At 71.7% G+C, this 17,532-nt stretch carries 13 protein-coding genes and 1 pseudogene; 7 read left to right on the top strand and 7 right to left on the bottom strand.

Features of this window, described 5'->3' with window-relative positions:
• Nucleotides 1-30 precede the first annotated feature (30 nt).
• A pseudogene (locus WMF33_RS05050) lies at nucleotides 31-264 on the bottom strand (ATP-binding cassette domain-containing protein); the annotation flags it as partial.
• 66 nt (nucleotides 265-330) lie between these two features.
• Entirely contained in the window at nucleotides 331-1,422 is a 1,092-nt protein-coding gene (locus WMF33_RS05045) for a hypothetical protein (protein WP_437336066.1), read from the bottom strand.
• 384 nt (nucleotides 1,423-1,806) lie between these two features.
• On the opposite strand from WMF33_RS05045, the gene WMF33_RS05040 reads away from it, so the two are divergent.
• The 3 genes from WMF33_RS05040 to WMF33_RS05030 are packed head-to-tail and all read left to right on the top strand — an operon-like array spanning nucleotide 1,807 to nucleotide 4,557.
• Entirely contained in the window at nucleotides 1,807-2,049 is a 243-nt protein-coding gene (locus tag WMF33_RS05040) for a hypothetical protein (RefSeq protein ID WP_437318137.1), read from the top strand.
• A gap of 7 nt (nucleotides 2,050-2,056) precedes the next feature.
• Nucleotides 2,057-3,106, top strand: coding sequence for a hypothetical protein (locus WMF33_RS05035; RefSeq protein ID WP_437336065.1), 1,050 nt, complete (start codon nucleotides 2,057-2,059; stop codon nucleotides 3,104-3,106).
• A complete protein-coding gene (locus WMF33_RS05030; RefSeq protein ID WP_437336064.1) occupies nucleotides 3,103-4,557 on the top strand; it encodes a hypothetical protein in 1,455 nt (484 codons plus the stop codon). Before WMF33_RS05035 ends, WMF33_RS05030 begins: the two co-directional genes overlap by 4 nt.
• A 45-nt stretch (nucleotides 4,558-4,602) precedes the next feature.
• Here the strand turns inward: WMF33_RS05030 and WMF33_RS05025 are convergent, their stop codons facing one another.
• Nucleotides 4,603-8,463: a protein kinase domain-containing protein gene (locus WMF33_RS05025; RefSeq protein ID WP_437336063.1), complete on the bottom strand. Its 3,861-nt coding sequence runs from the start codon at nucleotides 8,461-8,463 to the stop codon at nucleotides 4,603-4,605.
• A gap of 454 nt (nucleotides 8,464-8,917) precedes the next feature.
• Between WMF33_RS05025 and WMF33_RS05020 the strand changes: the two genes are divergently transcribed.
• On the top strand, nucleotides 8,918-10,561 hold the full coding sequence (locus WMF33_RS05020; RefSeq protein ID WP_437336062.1) for a cell wall anchor protein: 1,644 nt from the start codon (nucleotides 8,918-8,920) through the stop codon (nucleotides 10,559-10,561).
• A gap of 73 nt (nucleotides 10,562-10,634) precedes the next feature.
• Here WMF33_RS05020 and WMF33_RS05015 read toward each other — a convergent pair whose 3' ends face one another.
• Together WMF33_RS05015 and WMF33_RS05010 are read right to left on the bottom strand one after the other, a co-directional pair.
• Nucleotides 10,635-11,150 carry a hypothetical protein gene (locus WMF33_RS05015; protein ID WP_437336061.1) on the bottom strand — a complete coding sequence of 172 codons (516 nt, stop codon included), beginning with the start codon at nucleotides 11,148-11,150 and terminating at the stop codon, nucleotides 10,635-10,637.
• A 32-nt stretch (nucleotides 11,151-11,182) separates the two neighbouring features.
• On the bottom strand, nucleotides 11,183-11,677 hold the full coding sequence (locus WMF33_RS05010) for a hypothetical protein (protein WP_061626411.1): 495 nt from the start codon (nucleotides 11,675-11,677) through the stop codon (nucleotides 11,183-11,185).
• Nucleotides 11,678-12,022: 345 nt separating this feature from the next.
• Between WMF33_RS05010 and WMF33_RS05005 the strand changes: the two genes are divergently transcribed.
• Together WMF33_RS05005 and WMF33_RS05000 are read left to right on the top strand one after the other, a co-directional pair.
• Nucleotides 12,023-12,364: a hypothetical protein gene (locus tag WMF33_RS05005; protein WP_437336060.1), complete on the top strand. Its 342-nt coding sequence runs from the start codon at nucleotides 12,023-12,025 to the stop codon at nucleotides 12,362-12,364.
• Complete coding sequence (locus WMF33_RS05000; RefSeq protein ID WP_437336059.1) at nucleotides 12,361-13,686, top strand: hypothetical protein; 1,326 nt, start codon at nucleotides 12,361-12,363, stop codon at nucleotides 13,684-13,686. Before WMF33_RS05005 ends, WMF33_RS05000 begins: the two co-directional genes overlap by 4 nt.
• On the opposite strand, the gene WMF33_RS04995 is transcribed toward WMF33_RS05000, so the two are convergent.
• Both WMF33_RS04995 and WMF33_RS04990 read right to left on the bottom strand, forming a co-directional pair.
• Complete coding sequence (locus WMF33_RS04995; RefSeq protein WP_437336058.1) at nucleotides 13,652-14,359, bottom strand: flavodoxin family protein; 708 nt, start codon at nucleotides 14,357-14,359, stop codon at nucleotides 13,652-13,654. The two genes, WMF33_RS05000 and WMF33_RS04995, sit on opposite strands and share 35 nt — an antisense overlap.
• A gap of 129 nt (nucleotides 14,360-14,488) precedes the next feature.
• A complete protein-coding gene (locus WMF33_RS04990; RefSeq protein ID WP_437336057.1) occupies nucleotides 14,489-15,382 on the bottom strand; it encodes a sigma-70 family RNA polymerase sigma factor in 894 nt (297 codons plus the stop codon).
• Between the two features lie 683 nt (nucleotides 15,383-16,065).
• Here WMF33_RS04990 and WMF33_RS04985 point away from each other — a divergent pair.
• On the top strand, nucleotides 16,066-17,484 hold the full coding sequence (locus WMF33_RS04985) for an endo-1,4-beta-xylanase (protein WP_437336056.1): 1,419 nt from the start codon (nucleotides 16,066-16,068) through the stop codon (nucleotides 17,482-17,484).
• Nucleotides 17,485-17,532 lie beyond the last annotated feature (48 nt).

Below are 17,532 nucleotides of genomic sequence, written 5' to 3'. Positions count from 1 at the left end.
ACCGGCGCAGCCTCCGGCGGCGAGTTTGCCGGCCCGGAGCCGGGACCGCGGGCCGAGCGCCAGCATGTCCCGCCCGTCGACCTGCACCTGCCCCGCGGTGGGCCGCTCGAGCAGGTTGACGCAGCGGATGAGGGTGGATTTGCCCGCGCCGCTATGCCCCAGCACCCCGAACACCTCGCCCGGGGCCACGCGCAAGGAGACGCCGTCGAGCGCGATCACCTCGCGCTCGCCCTGCCGGTACACCTTGCTGACGCCCCGCAGCAGCGCGCTCCCCCGGATTCAGCGGATTGAGGAGATGTCGAGTCGCTCGGTGCCTGATCCGGGGCGGCCCTACGGCGTGCAGTAAGCGACGGTGCGCCCGCCCTGCTCGGCCGTGGCGCAGCCGGTGTATCCCGCGGCGCGGCAGTCGAGCGCCGCGGGCTCTCCCCAGCTGCAGTACCGGAGGACGGCGCCGTCGCACGCCTCGTCGCTGCCGAGATCGCACGCGCCGCCGACCAGCCCGCAGGAGGCCGCGCCGGCGAACGGCCCGCTCTGGACGAAGCCGCAGCCCTGGCCGGCCGGCTCCAGCGCGGCGCAGTCGCGGCGGCCCAGCTTGCCGCCCGCGCAGGTCTCGAGCACCGCGCCGTCGCACCGCTGCGAGAAGAAGGAGCACGCCTCGCCCGTGCCCACGCACCCGAGCGCGCCGCGCTGCTCGTCGAAGCCGCAGGTCTCCCCCGCGATCGAGAAGACCTGCTCCCCGTCACGGCCGTTCACGTGGACCAGGTTGTACTGGCTCGGACAGTGGACCCGCGTCAGGAAGCCAGCAGGGCTGCACTCGACGAGCACGTCCCCGTCCTCGGGATCGCACGCCGCCGGCGTGGTGGCGTAATCGCACGGCTCGGCGCCGCACCCGGCGTTGAAATCGGACATGCAGGAGAGCCCGGCGGCCGCGCAGTCCATCGCGGCGAGCGGCGCGCCCAGGTCGTCGCAAATCACCCAGGTATCGCCCTCGCACAGATCGGCGCCGGCCCGCTCGCTGCACGCCGCGCCGAGCTCCTCGACGGCCGGCGTGCACGCGCGGACGCCGGCGCAGTCGGCCGCCGCGAGCTTGCAGTCCATGGCCGCGAGGCCGAGGCGCCTCGCCCCGGTGGTGGCCCAGGCCCACCGCTGATCGAGCTCGTGGCCGAGGCAGGCCTGGAGTCCCACCGGCGCGCCGCCGTCGGCGTCACATGCGTTGATCCGCAGGCACGCCTCGACGCGCGGGTCGAGCTCCGACGGGCCGCCTCCGCCGCCGCCTTCACCGCCGCTGCCCCCTCCCCCGCCGGCGCCGCTGCTCGTGCCGCCGGGGCCGCCGCCACCCTTGCCGTCGTCGTCGCCGCAGGCCAGGAGCGAGAGGCCCAGCAACATCATCATCACGCAACGTGAGGTGCAGATTACAGTCATGGCGTATCTTATCACGGCCGCGGGCGCGGGGGACGAGACACTGAGCGAGGCGCGCCGCGCGCCATCGCTCCCTTGACGACATCGAGGTCGGCTCTCTCGGACACGGCACATCGCGCGTGCGCGTGGCCCGGCGAGCCCCGATGCGCTCGCGCGCGAGCGCGTCGTCGGATTGCTGCTCTCCACGCGCCGCCTCTTGTGGTGGAGCACACTTTCACATAGAGGTGAGGACGTACGGCTCCGCTGGTCCGAGCGCGGGCCGCGCTGGGGGGAGGACAACGGATCTGCTTGAACGACTCTGGCTCTTGATGGCCGGAGCGCGCCTCCCCGACAGCCGGTCGTCGGCCCTCGCCGGCGCGGCCGTTCTGCCAACAAGAGGAGATGGATATGGTCCAAACCACGAGTTTTCCCCCGGGCGCGCTCTCTCTGCTGTATCACCTGGCGAACACCGAGGATGTCCGGGCTCGCTTCAAGGCGGATCCCTCCTCGGTGCTCCACGAGTTCGCGCTCTCACCGCAAGCGCAGCAGGCGATCAGGGCGGCTGGTGACGACCTGACGCCGGAGAACTGCGCCGCTGTCCTCGCCTTCGTCCAGAGCGAGGTCGAGCAGCGGCGCGAGCTCATGTGGTAGCAGCGCCATGACCTGGGCACCCTGCGAGACCGTGGCGCGGGTGGCTCCTCACGTACCCGGGGAGCTGGTCTCCCCGGGTGCGCTCGAGAGGATCCTCTCGCTGAGCCAGCGCCTGCCCCACGGGTGGGGCTCTTACTACATCGAGTGCCGCCTCGATCCGGGCGAGCAGCAGGTCGATTTCCTGGCCGGCGTGGGCGGGGAAGGTCGCGAAGAGCTGCACCGGAGCCTGGCCCTCCTGCTGCGTGAGGGGGAGCTCGACGCGCCGTCCTCGTGGCAGCGGTTCGCCGAGCTCTGCGCGGCCTGGCGCGAGCCCGGCTCCGAGCTGCACGCGCAGGTGCCCGCCCTCTGGCTGGAGCTCGACGGCGCGGGTCACCCGGCCCCCGCCTCCCCATCGCCCAGCTTCTGCGTGTGTGTCGCCCAGGAGTACCGCTCTCCTCGCACGCTGGCCGCGGACCCCGAACGCGCCTGGTCCGCGCTGGTCCGGTCGCTGCGCTGCCTGCTGCCTGGCGTGGAGAGCGCCACGCTGCGGCGCCTCGAGCGCACGGTCGCCGCGCTGCCGCCGGGCGGGCAGCTGATCCACCTGTCGGTGATGCTCGGGAGGTCTCCCGCCGCGGCCAAGCTGTACGTGGCCGTGCCCCGGCGCGAGCTGTCAGCGTACCTGCACGAGATCGGGTACCCCGGCGCGCTCGAGGACGTGGCGGCGCTGACGCGCGAGCCGTTCCCGGAGGTGGAGCCGCTCTATCTCGATCTGACGATCTCCGACGCGGTGAGCTCCCGGATCGGGATCGCGTTCTCCCAGCTCCACTTGCGCGGTCCGGGCCAAGCGACGCGCGACTGGGGTGGGCTCCTGGATCTCTGCGTCGAGCGGGGCGCGTGTTGTCCCGAGAAGCGCGCGGCGCTCGGCGCCTGGACAGGGAGCGAGCGCGTCTGTTTCGATGGCGAGCGCTGGCCTGTCCGGCTGCACCGCTACTTGGACGTCAAGCTCGTCGTGGCCGAGGGGAAGCCGCTCCTCGCGAAGGCTTACCTCGGGTTCCAGCCGCGGGCGGCGTTCCTGTGAGCGCTCCCCGCGCCGAGGAGGCGTGGCTCTCCGCCGCACTGCCCCACGACGTCGACGTCGATCGCCTGCGGCCGCACGTCGATCCGGCCGAGATCGACCGCATGTTCGATGCGCTGTCCTGGCAGACGTTCGTGGCGTTGATCTGGCCGGTCGACCCGCTCGAGCGGCCAGCCCCCTCCCTGGCCGACGCGCGCGGCGTCCCGCGCTGGCGGACCTTCCGCAGCGGGCGTGAGCTCGCGCCGCCGCACGGGCTGCGGCCCCTCCCCTGGTCCGCCGCCCGCGACGCGAGCGGCGTCCCGGCGCGGAACCCCGACGTCTCGGATGCGCGGTTCCGCTTCGTCCCCGGGCCGACCCAGGCCGACGGCAATGTCCTCTGGGACCAGAATGGCCACAGGGTCATGTACGAGGTCCTCGTCAACCGCGTGCTGTTCGAGTTCATCGTGAAGCACGGGCTCTACAGCGTCGAGGGACAGCGCGCCTTCGCGCCGAGCCCCGTGTACATGCCCCCGGGGCTCCACTGGAACAAGTTCCCCCAGGGCGGGCAGGTGCTCGAGCGGGACCACGAGCGGTCGGGCGCGATCGCGCTGAAGCTCGCGTGGAAGATCCTGGGAAGCGGCGACGACCCGCGCCGCTTCTACACGCAATCGATCCCTGTCGAGGGCGACGACGGGCGAGTCCGGCGCGCGGACGCCGGGCTCGTGGGCGTGCATGTGGCGCACAAGACGCAATCGAGCGCCAGCTGGGTCTGGTCGACGTTCGAGCACGTGGACGCCCTCTCGGCCGACGACGCGCTGACCGGGGCCGTGGCGCGGCCGATGTTCCGGGATCCAGGCGCGAGAAAGCCGGCCAACACCGTCCCCGAGCCTGACGCGGACGGCCGGCGCCGGACGCAGGTCGAGCGGATCGTCCCCGTCTCCGAGATGACGGAGTCGCTCAACCGGCAGTTCAGGGCGCGGCTCTCGGAGGTGGGCTCGGTGTGGCGCCATTATCGCCTGCTCGGGACGCAGCGGATGGCGCGGACCTCTTACTACCGTGAGCTCCACCCCATCCCTCGCTACCTGGCGAATCCGTTGTTCGAGACCTATGTGCCGCTCGAGCGCTCGAGCGCGCTGTGCGCCCACCGCGCCGCGACGCTCGCGGTGTCGCCCGGGGGGGCCGCTCAGGACGCCGACTTCGTATTCCTGCTCAGGCGGGCTGCGGCCGCCTGGCAGAGCCTCCTCGAGCTCTCCGCCGAGGAGTCGGAGCAGCTGCGTCGAGAGCCGGTTGCGAGCCGCGCGCTGCCGCGCTGGCTCGCGGCGCGGCTGTCGGGGCGAGGGATCGCCTTCGGCGAGCGCGCGCAGCTGCAGTGCGTGGTGCCGGAGCTGGAGTGGCTGATCGCGGACGGCGCGCGAACCCTGGTCGTCCGGTCGGACACCGGCGGCGGGACGGCGGTCTACGCGCCGCCGCCGTGAAGCCGGGCGCGCCCGACGCGCGCGAGCGCCTCGCCGCGCGGCCACCTACGCCCATGCGCTCGCCAGCCGGCGGGCGCGCGCGATCTCAGGCACACACGCCGTGTACCGCGCGCGCCAGGCGGCGTCGGGGATCGCCTCGGCCCGCGCCGCGATCCCGCGAATCGCTTCGCCGAGCGCCGCCCGCGCCTCGTCTTGCCTGCCGCCGGTCCAATACGCCTCCGCCAGCGCCACCCGCGCGTCGATCTCGACGTAGCCGCCTCCGCCCAGACACGCGAGCCCGGGCTCGATGCGGCTGGCCACGCGCGCCGCCTCATCGCGGTCACCCAGCTGGATCAGCCCGCGGACGAGCAACGCCGTCACCCAGAGCCGCCGCAGCGGGATGCGGGCGCACAGCGCATCTGCCTCGCGCGCCTGCCGCACGGCATCGTCGTACGAGCCACGCTGGAGGAGAACCTCTGCGCAGATCCCGTGGGCCCAGCCTCGGTATCCCACGCTCACCCCCGCAGCGCCGAGCAACGATCCGGCCATGTCGCTCGCTTCTCCCCACTTCGACGGATCCGAGCCGCGCGAGAGCAGCGCCGCCAGGTGCAATGCGGATTGGCGTTGCGCAAACGGGATCGCGATGCGCTGCGCCAGCGCCACCGCCCGCCGCAGCGTGGCCTCGCCCGCCGCCGGATCGCCGAGCTCGGCCTCGGCCTGGCCGAGCCGGTTCAAGGCCGTGATCTGGTTCCGGAGATCCTCGATCGCCTGGAACGCCTCCACCGCCTGTCGCGTCAGCTGGAGCTGCCGCCACGGATCCCGCTCGAAGGCGCGGACGTAATCGCTGCGCCCGATGGCGAGCGCGCCCCTGAGATCGAGATCCAGGGCGGGCAGCGCGGCCGCCAGCGCGTCAGCGCGATCGAGCAAGGCTTTGCAGAGCTCGCGGCGCCCGTAGGTCTGGAGCAGCGACGCGGCGAGCGGCGCCCAGAGCATGTACTCCCGGCCCGCTTCCGCGTCCGGTTGAAACTGGACGAAGCGGTCCGCCGTCTCCATGAAATCGTCCTCTGCGTCGAGGACGAGCGACGCCCACGCGCGGTGGAACAGCGCGATGCACGCCCACCGGCTCCCGCGCCCCGTGAGCGGCAGCGCAGCGGCGCTCGCCTGCTTCGCCGCATCGAACTCCGAGCGCCAGCAATGCGCCATCGCCCGCAGCGCCATCAGGTCGCCGAGGGTCTCGCCCTGCACGCCGCAGTCGACGCCGCGCTGCGCGCGCGCGAGGGCGCTGGCGAAGTCGCCGCGATCGCACGACTGGCGGCCCGCGCGCAGGTAATGGCACGCGGCCTGATCGAGCGCTCGCCCGCGCTGGAGATGCTCGGCCAGCACCACGGGATCCGGCTCCCCCGCCCGCTCCAGCCATTCCCCTGCCAGCCGGTGGCCGAGCACCCGATCCCCCTCGGTCAGCATGGCATACGCGCCCTCGCGCAGGAGCGCGTGCCGGAACGAGAGCTCCTCCTCCGCCGGAAAGCGGCTCTCGCGGCGGCGCACCAGGATCTCGAGCGCCACCAGCGCCTCGAGCCCGGCGGCGACCCGGCTCCGGCGCGCCTCGCCGCCGACGAGCGCCGCCACCCCTCCAGCCCAGCAGACCTCTCCGAAGACGCTCGCCGCGCGCAGGAGCCGCCGGGCCTCGTCGTCCAGCGCCCCGAGGCGCGACTCCACCATGGCGACCACCGTCCCCGGCACGTCCGGGCCTCGGCCCTCCGCGGTCCAGCGGATCAGCTCTTCCAGGTAAAACGCGTTGCCCTCCGACAGGCGCACGATCCGCGCGATTGCGTCGGCGTCCGCGCGTTCGCCCAGCACGTGCCGCGCGAGCCGCTCGCCCGCGCGCCGGCTCAGCTCGTTGAGCCGCAGCTCGTGCAGCCGCCGCCCCTCCCAGAGCTTCGGGAACAGCTCGCGCACCTCCGGCCGCGCCAGGGCGAGCACGAACAGCGGCCGATCCGAGAGGTCGCGCAGCGCCGCGTCGAGGAGCGACACCGTGGGTCGGTCGCCCCAGTGCAGATCCTCCAGCACGACGATCAGCGGGCCGCCGGCGACGATCGCGGCGAGGTAATCGAGGAAGGCGGCGCGCACCTGGTCCGCCATGCGCTGCGCGTCGCGGCGCGCGGCCCGGAGCGGCATGCTGTCCTCGTCCGGGAAGGCAGCGCCCACGATCTCGCCGAGGAACTCCTCGACGCGCCGCCGGTGGCCGGGCGGCACCCGCGCCTCGATCTCTGCCGAGAGCTTCCGGCGCCGGACCTCGACCGGCTCGCCCTCGTGAATCCCGCACGCGCTCCGCAGCGCCTGGCCCAGCATGCCGAGGGGCGAGCCGGCCCGCAGCGCGTCGCCGCGCACGGCCCACACCGACACCCCCGCGCCCTGCCCCCGGATCTCCTGCAGGAACTCCTGCGCCAGGCGCGACTTGCCCACGCCGGGCGGCGCCGTCACCAGCGCCGCCTGCGCCGTGCTCTCCTCGATGCTCTCGATCACGAGCGCCCGGAGCATGCCGAGCTCGAGCTCTCGCCCCACGCACGGCGTGACCCTGCCGAGGAGCAGGCGCGTCCCCTCCGCCAGCGGGCGCTCGCCGCGCAGCGTGATGACCCCCTCGCCCTCCCGCACCTCGAAGCGCGCGTCGAGCAGGCCTGCGACGACCTCGTCGACGATCACCGCGCCCTCCGGGGCAACGTGGCGCGCCGTGGTGCTCGCGAGCCGCGCCGCCCGGTCGATCGCCGGCCCCATCGACCGCGCCGTCCGCTCCCCCCGCCCCATGGCCAGCGCCACGCGCCGGCCCGCGGCGCACCGGCGCAGCGCGAGCGCGCACCGCGCCGCTTGCGCGCACAGATCCGTCGCCGTCTCGGTGCCCGCCAGCATCACCACGACCGACCCGTCGAGCAAACGCTCGCTCCGGCCGCCATGCGCCTCGGCCTCGCGCAGGACGGCCTCGTCGCCGGGCGAGAGGATCAGGGTCGTGTCCCCGCCGAACGCCCTCACCTCGGCGTCCGCCGCCGCGCTCACCACGATCACCGCCACGGCGCGCTGCTCGCTGCTCGTGAGCGAGGGCGAGCGGACCGAGCTCACGGCCGGCGACCGCGATGCATCCTCGAGCGCGCGCAGCGCCGCCGCCGCCGCGTGCCCGCCGAGAGGCCGCTCCTCCCGGCGCTTCGACAGCATGCTCCGGAGCAGATCGTCGAGCGCCTCGGGCACCCCGGTCCGCAGGGTTTGCAGGCGCGGCGTCTCCTCGAACAGCACCTTGGTCAGGATCGCCGCCACGTGTTGACCGCCGAACGCAGGCCTGCCCGTCAGACACTCGAACAGCACGCAGCCGAGGGAAAACACGTCCGCGCGAGCGTCGATGCCCGCCTCGCCCCGCGCCTGCTCGGGCGCCATGTACCCTGGCGTCCCGATCAGCACGCCCGGGCGCGTCATCCGCGTCGCCTGCCCGAGCCGCGCGATGCCGAAATCGAGCACCTTCACGCCGTCGAGGCGCCCCCCTGGCAAGAACAGATTGCTTGGCTTCAGGTCGCGGTGCACGACGCCGCGCTCGTGCGCAAAACCGAGGATGTCCGCGACCGTGGTCGCCAGCGCCACGCTCTCGTCGATCTCGAGCGGACCACGCGCGAGCCGCGCCGCGAGGTCCTCGCCCTCGAGCCACTCCATGACCAAGTAGGGCATACCGTCGGCGCACGCCCCGTGCGCCACGTACCGGACCACGTGGGGATGCGACATGCCCGCGAGGATCTGCGCCTCTCGCTCGAACCTCGCCGCCTCCTCTGCGTCGCGCTGGGGCGAGAGCTTCACCGCCACCGCCTCGCGCGTCTCCTGGTCGTGCGCCTTCCACACCTCGCCCATGCCCCCCGCGTCCGCGCGGTGCTCAAGGCGGTAGCGTCCGGCCAAGACCGCTCCTTGCTCCACGATGGCAATTATCCGTCGATGCGGCGAGGGATGTAAAGAGGCTCGCCTCGGCGCGCTCCGCGCGGCCGCGGCGGCGCCGGCCGGCCGCGGCTGGACGCAGGACGTCGTGGGCGCAGTCGGGGATTCGAGCCCGCGCACCGCCGCTCGTCGGCGCCGCTCGTCCGACAGATTGCGAGAGCCGGTGTCGCTCGTGCGCCCCCCCGACCGCTGCCCGGCAGTCGAGCGCTGCCGGCTCTCCAGCGCCCCGATCTCTCCGGGATCGCCGACCCGCGCAGATGCCAGTGACACCATACGAATCCAGGGTACATGCACCCTCTCGAGCTCCCCCAGCTCCCCATCAGGTCATCTGCAGCCGCCTCCGGCCGGGTTGCATCGCATGCTTTTTGTGGTTTAGTTCCGCCTCCTAAAAAACTTGCTTACCCGAAAGGAAACAACATTGATCTCGAGGAATCTCAGCGCCAGAGCTCTTCTCGTCGCCTCGATTTCGCTGCTCGGATGGGCTGGCTGCATCTCCGTCGATCACCAGGACACGGACTTCGACGGTGACGACGCCGATGAAACAGGCGCGGCCGATCAGCCGCTCTCGACGGTGACCTTCCGCTCCAGCTCGACGGCGACCGGGAAGAGCCTGACCGCGTTGACCCTCGCGAAGCCGGCGGGCGTCGCGCAAGGCGACGTCCTGCTCGCGCGCATCGCCATCCGGAACCAGGTGGGCGCGGTGATCGCTCCGCCGGCGGGATGGACGCTCCTCCGCTCGGATCAGAGCGCGTCCGCCCTCAAGTCGTGGGTCCTCTGGAAGGTGGCGAGCGGCGCGGAGCCCGCGAGCTACTCCTTCGGCTTCGACGTCTCGGCCTACCTGGCGGGCAGCATCGTGGCGTTCAGCGGCGCCGATCCCGCGAGCCCGATCGACGCGGCGAGCGGCCAGAAGAACGGCAACTCCGCGACCCTGGCCGCGCCCCCGGTCACCACCACGGCGGCGAACGGCGTCGCGGTCTGGTTCGGCACGCAGGTCTGGACGGGCTCGTCCTGCCCGGCGAGCCCGATCGTGCCGCCGTCGGGCTTCACCGAGCCGCTCGACACGTGCCTGCTCTCGTCGTCGACGGGTCTCCTGTTCGACGCGGCGTACAAGCAGCTCGGCGCTGCGGGCTCGCAGCCCGCGTGGAGCGGCGCCTCTCCCTTCGCCAACACGAACACCGCGCAGGTCGTCGCGCTGAGGCCCGCCGGCGCTCCGAGCTGCTCCGCGGGCGAACCGTTCGCGAGCAGCTACACGACGGTCGGGAGCCTGACCTCGACGGCCATCGTGGAGATCTCCGGGCTCGCCGCGAGCCGCGTCAACCCCGGCATCCTGTACGCGCACAGCGAGAACAACGCGAACTTCGTCGCCATCCAGAAGACGAACGCGGCGGTCGTGGGGAGCTACGTTGCCGGCGTGTTCCCCTGGGACTGGGAGGACATCGCGACCGGTCCGTGCCCGGCGGGGAGCTGCATCTTCATGGGGGACATCGGCCGCATCAGCGGACACCCGCTGCCCTACCCGACGACCTTCGCCGTGGTCCGCATGAAGGAGCCGAACCTCGCCGCGGGGGAGACGAGCGGCACGGTGTCCGGCGATCGGTTCCCCTTCCAGTACCCGGACACGCCGCAGAACGCCGAGGCGCTGATGGTGCACCCGACGACGGGGGACATCTACGTCGTCACGAAGGAGGGCACGACCGGGCTCAGCAAGGTGTACAAGTTCCCGAGCCCGCTGCCGGCGCCTGACACCCTGTCCACGCTGATTCACGTGGCCGACCTCCAGATGCCCCTCGGCCCGGACGAGAACTTCCGGTCGGTCACCGCCGGGACGATCCACCCGTGCGCCGACCGGTTTCTGCTGCGCACCTACCGGGCGGTCTACGAGTACCGAGCGCCGGCCGGCGCGGGCTTCGAGGCGGCCTTCGCGGCGCCGCCCGTCGCGCTCACGGACACGGTCGAGGGTCAGGGCGAGTCGATCGAGTACGAGGCGGACGGCTCTGGGTATTTCACGATGACCGAACGGGAAGCCGCGCCCTACCCGCTCAAGCGCGTGGCGCGCCAGTAGGCTCCGCGTCGAAGCGCCCGTCGACCAGCCGCGGTCGACGGGCCCGCGGACCGCGCGAAGCCGCGGGGCGGTTCTACGTTCTTTCGAACGAGTCCTCGTGGGACATCTTCACGTCGTCCACGGTCAAGGAGGACATGACGCTCTCGTAGCTCCGGAGCAGCATGCGGCACGAGACGGCGTCTGCGGGATCTCCCACCAGGAGATCCTTGCTGGCGTCGTCCCAGATGTCCGGACCGCGATCCGAGCTCACGGGGATGGGCCTGTCCCGGCGGTTGTACTTGATCCGCTCCAGCTTCGTGTTCGGCACCCGGACCCGCTCGAGATCGGCCTTCAGGTGCGATATCGCTCTGGCGAAGCGCTCCGAGAAGCACCGGCTCGCCTGACACATCGTCCTGACCACCTCGTAGGCGCCCAGCGTCCACAGCCACATGAGATCCGAGGCGCGCGCCCTCGCCTCGTGGGGAAAGGCCCCCTCGCTGGAGGCGCACGCGTCGAGGCCCTCGAGGATCTCCTTGGAGATCGACAGCAGGACCTGGTGCCGGCCGGACAGGTAGAACGAGAATGCCGCCAGCGGATGCGGGGTGGACATCTCTTCGCTTCGCGTGAGCAGGTGGGGTGCCGTCACGGCTCCGGCGGAGACGCGCGCAGCTCGTCGACGAGCTCCCGGAGCGCGCCCTCCAGCGCCGCCGGGTCGCTCGCGTCGATCTCCCAGTCCTTCCGGCTGTAGTACTTCGCCGCGCCCCGCGGGGCGCCGCTCAGATCGAGGCAGTAGTCGAAGCCCTTCGCGTCGCACGGCCGCGCGTCGAAGGCGACCTCGTGCTTCGACTTGTTCTGCGGGAAGAGCAGCTGCAGCTTGTCGCTACCGCGCAGCTCGTAACGGAACAGGGCATACGAGCCCTCGAACTGGGACGTGCGCCGGAAGATGCCGATCGGCTCGTCGGCGAGCATCACCATGAGCTCGATCTGGTCGGTGTCGTCCCTCGGGATCCGCTCGATCCAGAGGCGGCCGACCAGCGTCTTCGCGTCGGACCCGCGCGAGCTCAGGAGCCCGTAGCCGCCCGCGGCCGCCGCGAGGGCGATCGCCGCCGCCGTCATCATCTTGGAAACGCGGTTCATGGACGGCATCCTACCCCTTTCCGGCGCCGCGCGGGGCCCGGGCTCGAGGCCCCGCCGCGATCTTTCCTGCCGCGCCGCCGCGCTCCGCCTCGTTTCAGCGTCGTGGTCCGGCGGGCGGAGCCTCCTGTCGCTCGAGCTCCGCGGTGTATCGGCTGCGCCGAAGGCGCTTCGGCTTGGGCGCGCGGCTGGAGCGGTGTCCAGTTTTCTGGATATCGCGTACACCGGAATGGACACGGTCGCGAGGCGAACACGGCTGAAGCCCCGTGGCACGGATGTTGAACACGCAGGAACGGTCGTCGCCGCGAGCGCCGCCCCGGAGGGCGGCCGCGTGAAGAGGAGCGTTCCATGCCGAAGCTGCACTTCAAATTCGTCCTCGCGAAGCACATGGGGTTTCCGCCGCCGGAGGTCTTCGCCGCTGTCGATCTGAACTCGGACGGCCAGGCGCAGAACAACGAGAAGTTCGACCTGAAGCGAGACAAGCTCACATGGACCGGCGGAATCGAGTTCGCGTCGCCGCCGAAGGTGGACCGGCTCGTGGTGATGGTTGCATTCATCGCCCCGCCCGGCGTGAAGTTCTCGATGGAGGTCCGGAAAGAAGGCCCGGAGGGAGCCATCCTGGCCAAGGGGGAGGACATCGTGCAGATGTTCCCCGAGGCGCGCTTCCTCATGCTGAAGGACGAGACATGAATCTCTCGTTCCGCCTCGCCCTGGGCTTGCAGGTCCTCTGCGTCGCCGGTCTCTCGTCCGCGCAGGAGCAGCCGCCGCAGCCACAGGTCGCGCAGGCGCCGCAGCCACAGGTCGCGCAGCCGCCGCAGCCCGTGGCCGCGACGCCGCCGGCCGCCGTGCCAGATCCGCCGCCGGTGGATGCCGCAGCGGCCGCGCTCCAGAAGGCAGCGGAAAAGCTGGACGCCGCCAGCAAGAAGCTCGACGCCGCCGCGGGCAAGCTGGCGCCGGCGTCCGCGGACGCGACGGAGCTCTTCTCGGGCAGGGCCCCCTGGAACGGCTTCGCGCTCAAGCTCGCCGAGAAGGACAAGAAGGCCATCGTGGGCGCTTCGGGTCCTCTGGACGACGGGCGCTTCACGCTCACGGGAGAGCTCACCGTTCCCCTCGACGAGGAGACACGGCGTGCACCGCTGCTCGACGCCCGCGGGCGACCGTCGCCGTTCCAGCTCAAGCTGTCCCTGGAGCGCAACTTCGTCGCGGAGGAGCTCCAGGACTTCCTGAACACCAATCCGAGCGCTCAGGCGCTGCAGGAGGCCTGCAGGCTTTACTTGGGTCAACCTGGAAAGCCAGGCTCGATGTGCCCGTCCGACGACTTCTGGCGATGGATGCGCGACGAGCCGGAGCTGGCGCGCCAGCTGTTCCCGGATCTCGCGCCGCATGCGCCCGAGGGCGTCTTCTCTCGCAGGGTTCCGATGGGCATGCGGTTCTCGTTCGGCCTCGAGCTAGCCGGCTCGTTCGACCGGCAGGACGTCTACGAGAGCGACGTCGCCGCGGAGGCGGTGGCAAAGAGCAAGTGGGAGTTCACCCCGAACCTCGTCGGCCGATATTACCCCACGATGTCCGTGGCCATCCCCGTTCGCGTGGGCGCCACGGTCGGCGACGGGTACAAGGCCAAGGAGTTCGATCGCTGCAAGACTCTGACGAGCTCGGACACGGCCGTCACCGGGAAGCAATGCGCCAAGGCGCTGATGCTCGAGTCCGACGACTCCGTCGAGCTCACGGCGTTCATCGACGCTGCCGTCGTCTATGTGCCTCAGGCCTCGGACTCCTGGGATTTGCAGCCGGGCGTCGAGGCGCGCGCGCGCCTCGACGGCCTGGGCGCGACGAAGCTGGCCCATGTTTACGGCACCCTGTTCGTGGCGCCGACGGATCGACCCATCGCGCTGCGGCTGGGCGCTGGGTTCGAATACGTCTACGCCATCGACGGCGACACGGGGTCCTCGCCGAGCTTCGGTGCGGGCGACACGTGGGTCATCCCCTTCGTGCTGGCGGGCGGCAGCCTCTGACGCCGCCACCCCCGAGGACGACGCGGCCGCACACGAGCTGACGCGCGACCTCGGCGACGCGGCGGCCGAGGTGCTCGGCCGTGCGCAGATCCGCCTCCGGCGGGGCGACGTCGGGGCCCTGGTCGACGTTCGACTGCGCGCCGGCGCCGAGCCAGAAGCCGAGTCGATTCAGGTCTTCCTCCGATCCCTTCGTGGAGTTGTTCGCGGGCGGCAGGCCGAGGTTGACCCAGTGCATGCCGTGCTGGGCGGCGAAGAGGGCGATCTGGATCAGCGTCGCCAGCTTGTCGCCGGAGCGGGAGCCCGAGTTGGTGAAGCCGGCCGCGACTTTGTCTTTCCAGCCGAAGCCCCTGGCCATGACCGCGCGGGAGCTCGCCTCCTGGAAGGCCTTGAACGCCGCCGAGGCGCTCGCCATGTAGGTCGGCGCGCCGAAGACGATCGCGTCGGCGGAGGCGAGATCGCCCCAGCGCGCCTGCGCTTCCTCGACGGTCAGCAGCAGGACCTCGGCGCCCTCGACCTGCTGCACGCCGGCTCGGACGGCCTCGGCCTGCCGCCCGGTGTGGCCGTGGCCGCTGTGGTAGACGACCGCGACGCGGACCCCCGGCGAGGGCGCTTCTCCGCTCGCCGCCGGCCGCGCGCCCTGCTGCGCCCTGCGCTGCACCGTGTGCACACTCAACGTACTTCCTCCTTGGCTATCGCCGCCGGTCGCGGGCGCGTCCGGCGCGTCACCGCTCTGACGACGCGCGGCGAGGAAAGGTGACCGGCACGGGCGCGCGACCGCTAGCCGCCCCGCCTGCTCGGCCCGTCAGGGCGGCGCGGCGTCGACGACCGCGAGCCGGAGCTGGCGGAGGCGGGCCGGGTCGCCGATCGCGTCGATCGCGGCGATGCGGTCGCCCTCGATGGCGACCGCGAGGACGAGCTGCAGCCGCCCGCGCGGGGCGACGACGACGCCGACGGCGCCGTTCACGAGGGCGGGCCGGGCGAAGCGCGCCCGACCGGCGTTGGTGGCCGTCTCCTCGGCGACGCGCCGGGCGCCGCGCACCTCGGCCTCCGCGCCTCCCCGCAGCGCGGCGCGATCGGCGCGCCGGACGACGTCCGGGGCCAGCACCGCGAGCAGCGCACCCAGATCGCCGGTGCGCGAGGCGGCGAGGAACGCCTCCACGACCTCCCGCTGCCTGGCGAGCGCGGCGGCGGGCGCGGCGGCCCCGCCGCGCACGCGATGGCGGGCGCGGCTCGCCAGCTTCTTCGCGGCGGCCGGCGACCGGTCGACGATCGCGGCGATCTCGTCGAACGGCACGGCGAACAGGTCATGGAGCACGAAGGCGACGCGCTCGGCGGGCCCGAGCGTGTCGAGGACCACGAGCAGCGCGAGCCCGACGGCGTCGGCCAGCGCCGCCTCGTCCTCGGGGCCGGAGGGCCCCTCGCGGTCGACCGCCTGATCCAGCTCGCCGATCTCGGTGAGCTCCTCGCCCCGGCGCCGGCGCGCGCGCAGCATGTCGAGGCAGACGCGGCCGAGGATCGTGGTCAGCCACCCCGTCACATTGGCGACGGCGCTGACGTCGGCGCGGCTGGCGCGCAGCCAGACCTCCTGCACCGCGTCCTCCGCCTCGTCCACCGAGCCGAGCATGCGGAACGCGACCGCCCGCAGGTGGCTGCGGGCCCGGTCGAGCTGCTCGGCCAGCTCGGCTTGACTGATCATCGGTCACCTTTCGTCGTCGCGGCTCGTCATACACCTCGTGAGAGGACGGCGCAACGTCGAGGGCTGTCGTCGCGAGGGGATGTCGGGAGCCCATCACGAGGCGACGAGCCGTGGAGATCACACCCGTCGTTCTCGCGCTCCCCCCGCCGCGCGGAGCCCTCGGCGCGCCCGAGCGCACAATGGGCGTCCTCCGCGCGGACGATTGGATGTTCGAGCCATCATCGCTTTTCCGGGAGGGCGGACGGCGTGCTCCTCGTTCCGTCGAGAGCCCGTCAATGCAACATGGCTGTACGGCAAAATCGGCTGCATGTGTCGACTGGCGCTCCTTCCACCAAAACACACGTGACTGCAACATGGCTGTACGACAAATCGTTGAAAGGCGCTTGACTCCGGCGCGCGCTTGCGTGCTTTATTCTCATGACATGCTCGGGCCCATCTCGCACCGGGCATGTCCGCGCAAGACTCACCTCGACAGCCACGGTGTGACCGGGCATACGACCCGTGCAAATGGGTGCACGCGGTCGTGATGAACAAGCTTTGGCCGGGAATCATGCTGCCCCGGCCCATGGGCGGCGGGGCTCGCAGGCGCTTCTGGTTTACTTGTCCATCTTGAACAGAAGCCTGAGACCCGTCCGTCCGGATCATGGAGAACCTTGATGCGTATCGATCGCTTGCTTGGCCCTGTGTCCCTCTCCTTCGCGTGCGGCCTGCTCGCCTGCGCCGTCGAGCCAGCTGACCTGGAGGACAGCGAGGCGTACGAGTCCGCCGCGAGCAGCGCGGACAACACGATGAAGGCGGATCTCGCGCTCCAGTCGCAGTGGGGCAGCGGCTACTGCGCGAGCGTGACGGTGACGAACACGAGCACCGGCGGGTCTACCTCCTGGGGCCTGGTCGTCGGGCTCAACGGCTCGACGTTGGCCAACCTGTGGAACGGGCGCTCCTCGGCCTCGGGCGGGCAGCTGACCGTCACCAACGAGAGCTACAACGGGGCGCTGCGCGCGGGCGAGTCGACGTCGTTCGGGTTCTGCGCGAACGGCACCGGGAGGCCTACGATCGTCTCGGTCAACGGCAACGGGGGCACGGGCACCGGCACGACCACCTCGTCGTCGAGCAGCAGCTCGAGCTCGTCGTCGAGCAGCTCGTCCAGCAGCGGCGCGGGCGGCTCCGGCGGCGCCGGCGGCTCGGGTGGCGCCGGCGGCTCGGGCGGCTCCGGCGGCTCCGGCGGCTCCGGCGGCGGCACCACCGGGAAGTTCGTCGGCAACATCACGACGAGCGGCTCCGTGCGCAACGGCTTCGCGAACTACTGGAACCAGATCACGCCCGAGAACGAGGGCAAGTGGGGCGAGGTCGAGCGGTCGCGCGGCGTGCGCGACTGGAGCAGGCTCGACGCGATCTACAAGTACGCGAAGGACAACAAGATCATCTTCAAGCACCACGTATTCGTGTGGGGTGCCCAGCAACCCAGCTGGCTCGGGGGCCTGTCCGGCTCGGATCAGCAGGCGGCCGTGAGGGACTGGATGCGGTCGTTCTGCGCGCGCTACCCCGACACGAAGTACATCGACGTGGTCAACGAGCCGCCGCCCCACACCACGCCTTCCTACAAGAACGGCATCGGCGGCGACGGCGCCAGCGGCTACGACTGGATCGTCAACTCGTTCAAGTGGGCCCGCGAGTTCTGCCCGGGCGCGGTCCTGATCCTCAACGACTACAACAACATCGAGTACGAGAACGATCACCAGAACTTCATGCGGATCGCGCGGGCGGTGATCAACGCGGGCGCCCCCGTCGACGCGCTCGGCGCGCAGGCCCACGACGCCTACAAGATCAACACGAACACCGTGAAGGGGTACATCGACAAGCTCGCCTCGCTGGGCAAGCCCGTGTACATCACCGAGTACGACATCGGCATCGCGGACGACAACCAGCAGAAGCGGGTGATGGAAGAGCAGTTCACGATGTTCTGGAACCACCCGTCCGTGAAGGGCATCACGCTGTGGGGTTACATCGTCGGCGCCACCTGGCGGGACAACACGGGCATCCAGCACTCGAACGGCACCATGCGGCCGGCCATGAGCTGGCTCATGAACTTCCTCGGCCGCTGACGAGCCGCCGCCCCGGCCGCCGAGCCCGGTGATCCGTGGCTCGGCGGC

This window comes from Sorangium sp. So ce394 (assembly GCF_051474665.1).
GTDB classification, from domain to species: Bacteria; Myxococcota_A; Polyangia; order Polyangiales; family Polyangiaceae; genus Sorangium; species Sorangium cellulosum_D.
The sequence above is the reverse complement of the archived record's forward strand: the minus strand, read 5'-3'. Positions and strand labels throughout refer to the sequence as shown.